Here is a 13586-nt window from a genome sequence, read left to right as displayed (position 1 = left end):
AAGATCGTCACATCCGAGGAGGCTCATTGTCAAGGACAATCGGAATAGCATACGGAAAGAGGTTCTGCACCTTATAAAATTTGTCAAAAAAACTGTTGCCATTTCAACATAAAAACTTCCACTAATATTAAAAGGAGTAAACTTAACTTTAAGATTAAGTGACTCCTTTTTATTATGCAAACAGGGGTATGTCTGTGGGAACTAGTCAATAAGAGTAAGGGTGTTTGGTTGGATAGGGAAATTATCAAACTTATGAAGGAAGTAGTCAGCGCGTGAGTACAGGTCTACTTACCATTACTTTTAGAGCTTTTATATAAGCTTGAATTCATAGCCTACATTGATCGTTTTGAACATGTAGGCTTATGTTTGTTTTATATTCCTTATGTGACTTTAGCAGTTATGACGGTATCGGTAATCGTTGTTTACCTAGTTGAATTTCTTTTATCCTAAATTAAAAGACTCAGTATGTAAGCTTTTCGCTGACTTACTGAGTCTTTTGCTTTATTTAAAAATAGTGACTAAAGCTTGAATAGCTTGGTCAATTTCATCAAGCTCTAGCCCAGCATAACCTAAAATGTAACTTTGGTCGAACTGGCTGTTTAATTTAGCGTAGTGGTTGACCGGTTGCAAGCGGATCTTATTTTCAGCTAGCCTAGCTTGAATCACGTCAGTCGGTGGAATCTCACCCTCAATGTTAATAATAAAGAAAAGTCCAGCCCCTGCTTCCTTAATGGTTAGGGGTAGTTGGGTTTGGTGAAGCGCTGCTAGAACCGCTTTTTCCTTACGACGGTAATTAGTCCGCAGGCTATTAATATATTTAGGGAAATGGGCAGAATTGAGAAAATCAGTCATTAAATATTGCTCAAAGCTGGAAATACCACTGGTTTTTAATTTAGCTTGATGGAATTTATTCATTAATTGATCGGGTAAAACTAAATAAGACATCTTAAAAATTGACCCCATACTTTGACGAAAGGCCCCTAATAAAATGACACGCTCTTGGTCGTCTAGACTAGTCAAAGCAGGAACAGGACGGCCCTTAAGGCGGAACTCATTATAGTAGTCATTTTCAATAATATAACGGTTTTCTGCCTGATAGGCCCATTTTAATAAACGCTGACGTCGACGCATCCCCATGATAATGCCGGTGGGAAACTGATGGTTAGGAGTAGTAATCACGATGTTAGCTGATGTAGTCTCCAAATCTTTAACTGAGAAACCATATTTATCAATTGGAATTCGAATCGTCTTTTGCTGATAGTCTGTAAAGACATCTAAATTTTTATAATAGCCAGGATCTTCTAAGGCATAGATTGAATCGCCTAATAAGGCAAATAGCGTCTGTAAGCTAGCCTTATGACCACCTGTAATGATGATATTGTCAGCTGAAGTCATCACTCCCCGGTATTTACGTAAATAATTAGCAATAGCCAATCGTAAAGGGAGCGCACCCAAGTCTTCTTTTAAATTACAATTAACCATGCTTCTTGCTAGAGCGTCGGGTGCATACTGCAATAATTGTTTGGGTTTTAAAGTAGTCATATCACGGTTGGCAAAGTGAAAATCATAAGTATATTGGCTGGCTTCACTTATTTTAGCATGCTCATGTTTTAGTGGCTTTGTCTCAATTTCCTCAGAGGGCAACATATCAATTGCAAGTAAATCCACAAAATAGCCAGATCTTTCCCTCGGCACTATATAGCCTTCATCAGTCAGTTGGTCATAAGCGTTAATGACCGTATTAAGACTGACTTTTAAATGATCTGCCAAGGCCCGCCGTGAGGGTAATTGGTCACCACTTTTTAAATGTCCTTGGGCAATTTGCCGGATGACTTCATCAACTATTTGTAAGTAGAGGTGTTGGTCTTCGTTAAAGTTCACCGTAAACATGTTTTCTCTCCCCTCGTATTATTCATTTTATTCATTATACATAAAAAACTATCTGGACCCATAAAAATATCCATTTTTGCATCTTAAGAAACATCCAAAAGACTGTTAAAGTGAAGACATTATTTATAAAGGAGCAATCAAAATGAAACGATCAATTGAAGAAGTACATAAACAATTAGCTGGTGGCGTAATCATGGACGTGGTAAATGTGGAGCAAGCTAAAATTGCTGAAGCAGCTGGTGCCGTAGCGATCATGGCTTTAGAAAGAGTTCCTGCAGACATTCGAGCTGCTGGTGGTGTTAGTCGGATGAGTGACCCTCAAATGATAAAAGAAATTCAAGCAGCAGTTTCTATACCAGTCATGGCGAAAGTAAGAATTGGTCACTTTGTCGAAGCTCAAATCTTAGAAAGTTTACAAATTGACTATATTGATGAGTCAGAAGTCTTATCAGTAGCTGATCATGTTTATCATATTGATAAACAACAATTTGAAACTCCTTTCGTTTGTGGCGCTAGAGATTTAGGTGAAGCTTTACGCCGTATTCAAGAAGGGGCTAAAATGATTCGTACTAAAGGTGAAGCAGGAACGGGGGATGTCAGTCAAGCGGTTACCCACTTAAGAAAAATCCATGAACAAATCCGCTATGTGGCTTCGTTACAAGATGATGAGCTCTTTAACCAAGCTAAGGAATTAGGCGTCTCTTATGATTTATTAAAGCGGGTACATGATACTGGTAAATTACCTGTGTTGAACTTTTCAGCTGGCGGGGTGGCAACACCTGCTGATGCGGCTTTAATGGTGCAATTAGGTGCTGAAGGCGTTTTTGTTGGTTCAGGTATTTTCAAATCAGGTAATCCAGAAAAACGTGCCAAATCCATAGTTGAAGCAGTAGCCAATTACAAAAATGCTGCCAAATTAGTCGAAATCTCAACTGATTTAGGCGAAGCGATGGTAGGTATTAATGAAGACGAAATTAAAGTCATCATGTCTAACCGTTAATCATTAAAAACGAGTATTTAAAAAGTCAGTGGGTTTATTCTACTGACTTTTTTATTTTGTGCTAGGCCGTCTGGGAGCTCTTCTTCCGAGGGGGGTTATCGAGGAGTTACTTAATACCACTCTGCTGTATCTAAATATAAACGCTCAATAAAAGCAAAAAAGTTCATTAAAAATCTTTATTTTAATCACAGTATAAATCTTCTTGCTTGGTCTCATCATTATCTTAATCTTTTTTTCAGCGCGTAACACTTTGGCCTCATAGTCATAAAATCACTGTGGAGAATGAAAAAGAAACAATTATTAAATATGATATTAATGCTAAAATAGTAAGGAATAAAGTTTACGTTAATGAACTATTAAAAGAAATCATTAGAGTTAGCTTTTCACAAAGTTATTTTATTGAATCGATAACATAGGATATTAAAACCACACTTTAATCAATAAATAGCTTAATCACATTCCACGTGGAGTGTGTAGTGTTGATGACAAGGTAGAAAATTTAATTAAAGTGGGGTTGCGGGGATTAATAATTCAATCAACACAACCTTAGAGGTGGTTTTGAAGTATGTGAGAACATATCGATTTACTCATAGTTGTATTGACGGAAAAGATACTGAAGATTAGGCTGAGTTGATAGAAATGTTGAAAATCTCTTTAGGAGGGGAAACTATGATTTGGATGATTCCTGCAAACGGAAAAATGTATGATCATGCATCTGCTTTTCAAAATTGGGGTTTTATTGATTGGAGACAGGATCTGAAATTTAATGTTGGTGACATAGTATTTATTTATTGCACTAGGCCATTTAAAAAAGTAATGTTTAAAACAATAGTAGATAAAGAATCTTTGTCAAGTGAGGAAATTGTAAACGACGAAGAGTATTGGTTTAAAAAGGAAGAATACTTAAAATCATTAGGTGGCAAGTATGCTCGATTAAGATTAGTGGCTCAGGTTGACTCAGAAGAATTAACATTGGTAAAACTAAAGATGCATGGACTAAATGCTGCTCCTCAAAAAGGTGTGAAAGTATCTGCTGAATTAGCAACATATATGGACAAATATATGAATGATTACTATTCAGTAAACATTTTCCCTGAATCCGATGATACAGAAAACGCATTAGAAGGCGCCGTACATGCGGTATTGGTAAACAAGTATGAGCGAAGTTCTGTAGCGCGTCAAAAGTGTATTCAATATTATGGATGTAAGTGTTTGGTCTGTGAGTTTGAATTTGAAAAGGTATATGGTGAACTAGGCAAAAACTTTATTCAAGTTCACCACCTAATACCATTGAACGAAATTGGAGAAGAATATAACGTTGACTATAAAAACGACTTGATTCCGGTTTGTCCCAATTGCCATGCTATGTTACATCGTGAAATTGATGGAGAACGATATTCATGGCAAGAACTTAGAAATAAACTAAAGAAATGAGGGGACATATTCCCACAGAGTAAAAAAACATCATCGATATATTTCCACAAACAATCTAATACTAAAAATGGTGGTATGACGTTCCTTTTATCGTCTTAAGCTGAAAAGTTATATCAATTAGCGATTGATGCAGCTGATTTAATAGGTGAAGAAACAGTCGTAGATGGCTACTGTGGTATTGGTACAATTACCTTGGCATTAGCTAACAAAGCCAAACAAGTATACGGGGTAGAAGTGGTAGGCGGCGCTGTAAAAATGGCCAAAAATAATGCAGCTAAAAACTATATTGATAACGTCCATTTTGAAACAGGACAAGCTGAAACAGTTATGGGTGAATGGGTAAAAGCGGGTATTTAACCGGATGTCGTCGTGGTGACCCACCACGTAAAGGCTTAGACGATAGTTTTATTGAATCTACTATTGAAGCGAATCCAGAAAAAATTGTCTATGTATCATGTAATCCAACAACCATGGCACGAGACATCGCAAAATTCGTCGAAGCAGGCTATGACTTTGAACAAGTACAACCATTAGATATGTTCCCACAAACATGGCATGTTGAGGCAACCTGTCGCCTTACTAAACTAGAAAAATAGAAAGAATTAAAATTTTGGGTCGTTGATGCTAGCTTCGTCAATATCAACTGATTGGCTATGATACGATTTTAAGACGAAGATATAATGATCTCATATATATTTTAGTTATAGAGGTGGGCTAGGAAATGATAGAGTTAAAAGATATTGATACATCAGTTGCTGAACATAATATAGTTCAACTTTTTAAAAAAAATGAAACCTATTTCTTAAACGGAGAGTGGGGATCTGGTAAAACAGTATTTTTAGAAAAAGTATATAAAGAAATTTTACCAACTAAACCTACAATATTGAGACTATGGGAATTAAAAGATGAGCGCACCGTTATCGAAATTGCTTTTTCGCAACTTCATCGGCGCATATATTGGAGTCTGAAAGTTATTGTAGTTCTTGCAGTTGTAATTTCTATCTTAATGTCTCCACTTATAAATCTTGGGTTAAGTCAGTACTTCCAAAAATTTGCTAATATTGCTGTAATTATTTCATTAGTGGTGACTGTTTGGCAGTTTTTTAAGTATAAGTCAGATAATTTTTATTACTATATATTTAGTAAATTTCCAATTAAAAATAAAATTTTGGTTGTGGATGATTTTGATAGAATATCTTCTCAAAAGCAAGAAGAGTTATTTAGACTATTTAATATTTTAAAAGATAAGTTACCGATTATCTTTGTTGGAGATTTTTCAAAAGTTAGTCAATCTGAAGGGGAGTATTTAAAAAAAATTATAGATAAACGAATTGAGCTCCCAATAGTTTTACACCCAAAATATATTTGGCATACCTACTTCGATGATTTATCCCAACATTTAGAATATCCCTTATCATCGGAATTTATAAATATATTTATAGCAGAAAAGCGCAATCTTAGAGATCGAAAACAATTTAACGAATTGTTAAATCAGGAATTATCGATTCATGGAAAATTATATCATGTTCAGATTGAACAACAACTTACTTTAATATATCTATATTTATTTTATCCGGATAAATATCAAGTGCTTCGTAACGGTGGAATGCTTGAACATTCAGAAAGCTATCAAAAATACTTAAACGAGAAGAAAGAAAAGAATCAAGCCTGGGCACCTGAGCCAGAAAAAACTGTAGATGATTTATTTATTCTATTATTGGCCGATAATGATCAATATCCATCATCATTCATAAAAAACCGAGAAACTTATCTTTTGTATGAGGCAGTTTCAAATCTGAGTACGAAAGAAGCAAATCAAATTTTAAAGAATGAAGAACTACTAAATCAAATGTTTTTAGGTGAGGATGCTAATTTTAATGACTTTTATCTATTTATTACATCAAATTATGCAGATTTTGATAATGAGAAACAGTCATATCTAGTTCGTTTAGCTTTAAAGTTTGTAGAAAAGAATAAGAAAAATAGATTGATTGAGTATGTTATTACTCAAAAAAGTTATGATATAATACCGCCTAAAATTTTTATAGGAAGTAGTAATGGAGTAACGGAGTGGAGTATTCCTGATGAATGGGGAGATAAGTCTGAGGAAGAGGTTAAAGAAATGTTATTGAGTGAGTGGGAAAAGATACTCAATAATTCTCAATTTGATTTTTCTCAGAAACTTTACTTTTTTGAAAAATACCTTCATATTAGTTTTGATAAATTGGGATTAAGATACTCAGAACTTAATCTAAACTCAAATGAATATCTACAAGGAAAGCGTAAAGATTTTTATTTTCTTGCTTATTTATCAATAAAAGACATGTGGTGTAATCCAACTAAATGGGGTAAAGAGATATGGGAAGCCATGGAAAAATTATCAGATACTGAATATCTATCCGTACTAACTGCAAATAATTTTATTAAACTTGATAAACTCAGTTTCGATTTTGATGATATAACAATGGATAAGGTTTATAATTTAAATAATAAAAACGAATATGAAGAAGTTATTCAAACATATGTAAAACCCGAACTAGATAGACTAAGTAAAAAAGGATATAAGTTTAACTTTCAAAAATAAAAATAGGTAGGTATAAAATTAATGATAAAAAATAATTCAAGTAAAGTGAATATTAATATATATATCGACTTTAAATAGGTGATATATGGGCACTCTTTATGATTTCGGTAAAACCTATCAAAAGGATTACTGTATATAATGAGGACGATTAAAAAAATAATATAAGGGATATAAATGTTAAGTTCAACCTCAATTTAGTATATGATGGGAGACACTATGTATGGAAAATCTAAGCAAGATAATTTCCAATGATACAGTCCAAATAATTGTGAAAAAGTAAAAAAGCCATGTAGTGGCCTTCATAATGCTATGACAGATGACCTTGAAGATAGCGAAAGTTTTAACTTATCCAACGAAGATGTTCACCCACACGAAATGGTTGAGGCAATAGTTAATGAACGAAATAACGAAGTAAAAGTTGAATTACTAAATAAAATTCGAGAAACAGATCCTTATTTTTTTTGAAACATTAGTTGTGAAATTATTAGATACTACGGGTTATAGTGGCAGACATGGTAGCATGAAGGTAATAACCAGTCAAATGATGGTGGCATTGATGGTATTATTAATCAAGATCTTTTAGGCACGAGGACTGTTTATTTACAGGTAAAAAGATATGCAGAGCAAAATGTAGTAGGGAGACCAGCTGTTCAAGGTTTCTATGGGGCACTAGCTGGTGTTAATGCTGATCGTGGTGTATTTATTACGACCTCAAGTTTTTCAAAAGGTGCGATAGAGTTTGCAAAAAATCAAGGTATTGTATTAATTGACGGGATACAGTTAACAGAATTAATGATTGAATATAAAGTTGGGGTGGAATTAGCACAAGAATATGTTGTATATCAGATTAATTATGATGAGTTTAAAACTGGAGAATGAGGCATTCTAAAAGTGTTGAAATACACTTTTTTAATAGTTTAACCATGATATATGTTTAGGAAGCCATGATAACATAGAATAATTAGAACATAGCGATACTAGTAGATATAGATTGTAAAGGTGTTGCACGTGTACATGATACTCGAAGCTTTTACTGCTTAATTGACTTTTTTCGCAATAGTTCAATAAAGAATACTTCAGTATTTTTGCGGGTGACACTAGTTTTGACGATTATTTTATGTTTAATTGTGAGGAACGTTTACATGACATTTGTTTATGGAATATATCACATATGTTATAATGGAGAAAACTGTCAGGGGGTATTTCCATGAAATGGCAAGGGCGCAAACGTAGTGGTAATGTAAAAGACTTGCGTGGTCGAAACACCGGAAGTGGTGGATTAGGTGGTTTGGGGCAAGGGCGATCCGGAGGTAGAATACCTATTCAGCTTCCAGGTGGTCGCGGGACTTCAACTGGGGGCAGAAGCTTAGGTTGCGGTTCGATTATCTTAATGCTGATTATATTCTTTGTATTTGGTGGGACATCTTTATTAGGTGGCAACCAATCTAGTTCAAGTAATAATCAAACAAACGATCAAACCAGTCAGGTAGATGTCCAATTACCAGGACAGATGGAATCGAATACACAAATTCAAGCAAATCCTAATAGTCAGGTCAGTTTACCAGAGACTGGATCCACAGATAGTGACACAGTTACTGAAGATGAGTTGGCTGAATTTGTTTCTGTTATCCTTTATGATACCGAAGAATATTGGACACAAGCATTTTCTGAAGCTGGCTATACTTATAAGGCGCCAGATTTGGTCATCTTTGAGGATGCTGTGAATTCATCTTGTGGGTATAATACATCTGAAGTTGGACCTTTCTATTGCCCAACGGATGAAACTATTTATATCGACTTAGATTTCTATAATCAACTTGTTAAAAATTATGGAGGCGGTGGTGATTTTGCTATGGCCTATGTGATTGCCCATGAAGTAGGGCACCATGTTCAACAGCAACTTGGCCTTTCCGATCAGGTTCGACAAATTCAGTCTGAAGTTGGTCAAACTGAACAAAATCAATGGACTGTACGGATGGAATTACAAGCGGACTATCTTGCTGGTGTATGGGCACATAACGTCGTTGAGAATGATTGGATGGAAGCAGGGGACCTTGAAGAAGGATTAAACGCAGCTTATCACATTGGTGATGACGTCTTGCAAGAAAAAGCTTATGGCCGTACGATGCCCGACTCTTTCACCCATGGTACTGCTGAGCAACGGCAAAAATGGTTTAAGAAAGGGTTAGAAGCAGGCGACTTGTCACAATGGGATACCTACAATATAAGCTACGATAGCTTATAGATTTGACATGATATTCCTAGCGTTTCAATGATCGATGGATAAAATGGATTTATCTTGACTGTTCCTTAAACAAAAATGAACAGTACGGAATTAAAAAATAAATAATAGATAAGGGCCTCCTAAAGTTAGTTTTGTCTGCTAGCTTCAGGGGGCCCGTATAGTTTAACAACAAATGTATATTTTTCATGAACTCTCTAGCACGCAGGCAACTTTAGGGCTGATTGGATAAGGAAAATAAATATTAAATTCAATAAATAGTAAAAATTAAAGATATAAAAAACTAAGCAATCAAATGATTACTTGGAAATTTTCTCATCAGCCTGATTTGACGAAAAGCTCATTAAAGGTAGGTATTAAAGCAATTGTTTTAGGTCTGATACGGTGACTTGTAATACTTTACGGATGAAAGGATATTTTTCTTTCATTTCGTCAAAGTATGGGCCTTCTGTTAGAAATTCGCCTTTACCATTAATGCGGAAGCCGGTTCCTTGGTAGTTGTTAAATCCTTCTACTTGGCGGGCTGCTAAGGTTAAAATTAACTGATCATTTACTGCAAGGTCTTCTTCAGTTGATGTCATACCTGCTGCTGGGATTAGAATAATATCCTCTTCTTTAGTGACTAAGTAGGAGTTCCACGTGCATGTAACATGTGGGTCAGTGTTTCCCCAAGAGGTGATAGAAACGGCACCTTCATAATTTAATACATCATAAAATTTTTCAGTAAACATAGTCATGATCTCCTTATCATTCAATTATATTATCTCGTTATTATACCACCTTACTCAGGACTACTGTCTTAAACTTTATGTAAGCATTTTAGACAAATGAAGATTATTTTCAATAAAGAACCCCTACTAGTGACCGTTATGGCTAGCTAGTAGGGTCTTTTGATTTTTTTATAAAGAATGGTTAATTGAACGATATGAAATTATTGAAGTAATTCTTTAAAGGCGTCCACAAGCGGTGTTAATGGCTTGCCTAATACCTTTTCGAAGTCGTCTGATTGTACATCTAATACACCATTTTTGATGTCTCCTTGAATCGCTAGGAAGAAGCCTGCTACTGGTTCTGGTAATTGATTGTCAGTTAAATTTTTAACGAATGCTTCGTCGTTAGTTTCTAGAGGGGCAATTTCTTTACCTGTTGCTTCTGCTAGTGCTTTAGTTAAAGTTGCGTAGTCTACTGGTTTACCAGATAGTTCTAGGATTTCAGGGAACGTTTTTTCGCCAGCTAAAACGATCGCAGCTGCTTCAGCGTATTCGCGGCGTAATGCCCAACCAGCTTTACCATTTTCAGCGGTGTATAATAGTTTGCCACTGTTTAAAGCTGCACCTACTAGCGGTAGTTCATTTTCCAAGTACCAGTTATTTCTTAAAATTGTAAAAGGAATGCCGGATGCTTTGATGGCTTTTTCGGTATAACGGTGGTCAGTTGCTAGGTCGGCAGAAGATTGGTCTGCATTGGCAAAGCTTGTATAGGTGATAAAGCTAACGCCAGCTTCTTTGGCTGCATCAATTGCATTTTGATGTTCTTCTTGACGAGTGCCAGGTGCTGATGAAACTAGTAATAAGCGGTCAATACCTGTGAAGGCAGCTTTTAAAGATGCTTTATCTAAGTAATCGCCGATGTGTACTGTATAGCCAGCTTCAGCAAGTGGTGCAGCTTTTTCTTCGCTACGTGCTAAGATGTGGATATCTGATATGGGAACTAATGTATTTAATTTGTCTAATGCGTGGCCACCAAAGGCACCTGTTGCGCCAGTTACTAAATATTTCATGAATAAACACTCCTTTTTCTAACCTGTAATAAATAAAGTTACAGGTTAATCGTAGTGTATGTGCTATAATAAGTCAAGAGAAAAGGGGGGGATATTCAGATGAAATATTCAGTAAAGTTTAGTGATGCTATTCATATTTTAGTTTATATCGAGATGCTTCAAGGTACAGACTTATCAAGTGAAGTGATTGCCAAAAGTGTGAATGCTAATCCCGTTTCTGTTAGACGCATTATGAGTAGCCTAAAAAAGGCCGACCTAATTACTAGCCAGTCTGGTAAGGCAAATCCAAAGTTAGGCAGAGATCCCGAAAATATTTCTTTTTATGATATTTATCAAGCTATCGATGAAGAACAGCAAATATTCCGTGTAGATGAGAAAACAGCACCTGCCTGTATCGTAGGCGGTAATATCCAGGGTGTTTTAGCGGAAAAATATAATCAATTGCAACGTAGCGTCGAATTGGAGATGCAACAAATCAACTTAGGAGATATTATCCATTCCGTCTCTCAAAGTGCCAATCAATCTGAATTGAACGACGAAGAAACCAAGCAAATACTCCAACGATTTTTATAAAAATAAGCTAAGTCGATAATACTTGTAGGTGGTATTTATGATGATAGGTTTCTCATAAAGCCTGAAACAACCCGTTTATCCTTTGGAATCGAAGGTGTTAGTATAAGCATAACAGGTTTAGAAAAAGTATCAGCAGTAATTTAATGAGTAAGTAAAAGTTGCGGAGAGTTTACCTGTAAGCAGAAATTAAGTTGATGAAGGTATAAAACTAATTTTTAAAAAGTTATGCGCTACATCTTATTAATATAGTGAACTACGCTTAACAAAAGATTTAAAATGAAAAAACAATTAAATATAAAAGGTTGACTTATCATCAAAATGACATTATCATATATCTAAATTGATATATGCAATACGCGATGATGGGATAAGTATTTTATGACCCTTGCTGAGAGAGCCTATGTGTGGTGGAAGTAGGTCAAGGAGATTAGAAGAAAATGGTCTTGGAGCATAATAGTTTAAGCCTAAGATAGGTGAGGATTATTCGGGAGCCCCCCGTTACAGGGAAAGAGTACAATGATTTTTTAATGTACTCTGTGAGTTTATATTAGCGATAATATAATAAATTAAGGTGGTACCATGAAGTAGCTTTCATCCTTTGCATAAGCAAGGGATGGAAGCTTTTTTTATGAAAAAAATTACAAAATCGGGGGAAATTATTATGACTAAAGACTATAAAATTGAGACACAAGCCATTCACGCTGCTCAAACGATTGATGAAACTGGGTCACGCGCTGTTCCTTTACATCAAACAACAGCTTATGTTTTTGATGATGTAGCGCAGGGCGCTAATCGTTTTGCCTTAACAGAAGGTGGCAATATTTATACGCGAATCACAAATCCTACTCAGGGCGTCTTTGAAGGTAGAGTGGCTGCTTTAGAAGGTGGTTCAGCTGGTTTGGCTGTCGCTTCGGGTATGGCCGCTATTTCTTATGCTATTCAAGTTTTAGCTAAAGCAGGAGATCACATTGTAGCGACAGCTAACCTATATGGCGGAAGCCACAACTTATTTGAACATACTTTCAAGGACTTCGGTATCGATGTGACGATAGTAGATACGAGTGATTTAGCAAATGTGGACCAAGCTATTCAAGACAATACCAAGGCTGTATTTGTAGAAACAATCGGCAATCCGGCTGGAAACATTGAAGATATTAGTGGCTTAGCTGAAGTAGCGCATAAACATGGTATTCCATTAATCATTGATAATACTTTTGCAACACCTTATCTATCACGACCTATTGAACATGGTGCAGATATCGTTGTCCATTCAGCGACTAAATTTATTGGTGGTCACGGTACGTCAATCGGTGGGGTAATTGTAGAAAGTGGACAGTTTGACTGGAAACAAAATGATAAGTTCCCAGGCTTAAGTCAAGCAGATCCAACTTATAATGATCTTATTTTCGCAGATGCCTTTGGCCCAGCAGCATATACTACAAAAATTCGTGCGACGCTATTACGTGATACTGGGGCTTCAATTTCACCTTTCAATGCTTGGTTATTAGTTCAAGGCTTAGAATCATTACATGTACGTATGGATCGTCATGTTGAAAATGCAGAGAAAGTGGCTACATTCTTAGCACAACACGACAAAGTAGAATGGGTTGATTATGCGGGATTAGAAAGTAGCCCATATTATAGCTTAAAAGAAAAATACTTACCTCTAGGGGCAGGTTCAATCTTTACCTTTGGTGTTAAAGGTGGCTATGAAGGTGGGGTCAAATTCATTGAAAATCTAGAATTATTCTCTCTATTAGCGAATGTTGGAGATGCTAAATCATTAGTGGTTCACCCGGCTTCAATGACTCATAGTCAATTAACTGAAGAAGAATTAGCAGATGGTGGCATTAAACCTGAAACAATCCGTTTATCTATCGGAATTGAAAATGTAGATGATATCATAGCTGACTTAGATAAAGCATTAGCTGCGATTTAACGACTTAGTAATAGATAGATTGATGTAGGAACAATTTTATATGTTATGCAGGCTATAATTGAATAGATTATAGCCTTTTTTATCCCTTAAATTGTCAAATTAAGTGCAACACAGTTTTATAAAAGATTTCATAAGGTGTTTTCC

General features: G+C 35.6%; 11 protein-coding genes, 1 pseudogene and 1 other annotated feature. Of the genes and pseudogenes, 9 read left to right on the top strand and 3 right to left on the bottom strand.

Annotated elements, in window-relative coordinates:
• Positions 1 to 501 precede the first annotated feature (501 nt).
• Complete coding sequence (locus tag AC973_RS05480) at positions 502 to 1890, bottom strand: PLP-dependent aminotransferase family protein (protein ID WP_048728299.1); 1389 nt, start codon at positions 1888 to 1890, stop codon at positions 502 to 504.
• Between the two features lie 142 nt (positions 1891 to 2032).
• Here AC973_RS05480 and pdxS point away from each other — a divergent pair, with 142 nt between their 5' ends.
• The 7 genes and pseudogenes from pdxS to AC973_RS09465 all read left to right on the top strand — a co-directional run bounded on the left by pdxS (position 2033) and on the right by AC973_RS09465 (position 9153).
• The gene (gene pdxS, locus AC973_RS05475; RefSeq protein WP_048728296.1) at positions 2033 to 2890 is read left to right on the top strand and encodes a pyridoxal 5'-phosphate synthase lyase subunit PdxS; all 858 of its coding nucleotides are present in this window, start codon (positions 2033 to 2035) and stop codon (positions 2888 to 2890) included.
• 669 nt (positions 2891 to 3559) lie between these two features.
• The gene (locus tag AC973_RS05470; protein WP_048728293.1) at positions 3560 to 4324 is read left to right on the top strand and encodes an HNH endonuclease; all 765 of its coding nucleotides are present in this window, start codon (positions 3560 to 3562) and stop codon (positions 4322 to 4324) included.
• A 123-nt stretch (positions 4325 to 4447) separates the two neighbouring features.
• Positions 4448 to 4681, top strand: a complete 234-nt coding sequence (locus AC973_RS10105; protein ID WP_349675139.1) for a methyltransferase domain-containing protein — start codon at positions 4448 to 4450, stop codon at positions 4679 to 4681.
• A complete protein-coding gene (locus tag AC973_RS10100; RefSeq protein ID WP_286131757.1) occupies positions 4660 to 4920 on the top strand; it encodes a hypothetical protein in 261 nt (86 codons plus the stop codon). The genes AC973_RS10105 and AC973_RS10100 overlap by 22 nt, the downstream gene beginning before the upstream one ends.
• Positions 4921 to 5045: 125 nt before the next feature.
• The gene (locus AC973_RS05460; protein WP_048728290.1) at positions 5046 to 6908 is read left to right on the top strand and encodes a P-loop NTPase fold protein; all 1863 of its coding nucleotides are present in this window, start codon (positions 5046 to 5048) and stop codon (positions 6906 to 6908) included.
• A 540-nt stretch (positions 6909 to 7448) separates the two neighbouring features.
• A pseudogene (locus AC973_RS10030) lies at positions 7449 to 7787 on the top strand (restriction endonuclease); the annotation flags it as partial.
• Positions 7788 to 8115: 328 nt separating this feature from the next.
• The gene (locus AC973_RS09465; protein WP_053083817.1) at positions 8116 to 9153 is read left to right on the top strand and encodes a neutral zinc metallopeptidase; all 1038 of its coding nucleotides are present in this window, start codon (positions 8116 to 8118) and stop codon (positions 9151 to 9153) included.
• Positions 9154 to 9506: 353 nt separating this feature from the next.
• Here AC973_RS09465 and AC973_RS05445 read toward each other — a convergent pair whose 3' ends face one another.
• Positions 9507 to 9881: a pyridoxamine 5'-phosphate oxidase family protein gene (locus AC973_RS05445; protein ID WP_048728285.1), complete on the bottom strand. Its 375-nt coding sequence runs from the start codon at positions 9879 to 9881 to the stop codon at positions 9507 to 9509.
• A 200-nt stretch (positions 9882 to 10081) separates the two neighbouring features.
• Positions 10082 to 10930 carry an SDR family oxidoreductase gene (locus AC973_RS05440; RefSeq protein WP_048728281.1) on the bottom strand — a complete coding sequence of 283 codons (849 nt, stop codon included), beginning with the start codon at positions 10928 to 10930 and terminating at the stop codon, positions 10082 to 10084.
• 99 nt (positions 10931 to 11029) lie between these two features.
• Between AC973_RS05440 and AC973_RS05435 the strand changes: the two genes are divergently transcribed.
• Together AC973_RS05435 and AC973_RS05430 are read left to right on the top strand one after the other, a co-directional pair.
• Positions 11030 to 11503, top strand: coding sequence for an Rrf2 family transcriptional regulator (locus tag AC973_RS05435; protein WP_048728278.1), 474 nt, complete (start codon positions 11030 to 11032; stop codon positions 11501 to 11503).
• A 350-nt stretch (positions 11504 to 11853) separates the two neighbouring features.
• Positions 11854 to 12105: a binding site (T-box leader), on the top strand.
• Positions 12106 to 12164: 59 nt separating this feature from the next.
• Positions 12165 to 13442 carry an O-acetylhomoserine aminocarboxypropyltransferase/cysteine synthase family protein gene (locus AC973_RS05430; RefSeq protein WP_048728302.1) on the top strand — a complete coding sequence of 426 codons (1278 nt, stop codon included), beginning with the start codon at positions 12165 to 12167 and terminating at the stop codon, positions 13440 to 13442.
• Positions 13443 to 13586: the final 144 nt, after the last annotated feature.

The sequence above is a fragment of the Carnobacterium sp. 1290_CSPC genome (genome assembly GCF_001053265.1).
GTDB lineage: Bacteria > Bacillota > Bacilli > Lactobacillales > Aerococcaceae > Aerococcus > Aerococcus urinaeequi.
The sequence above is the reverse complement of the archived record's forward strand: the minus strand, read 5'-3'. Positions and strand labels throughout refer to the sequence as shown.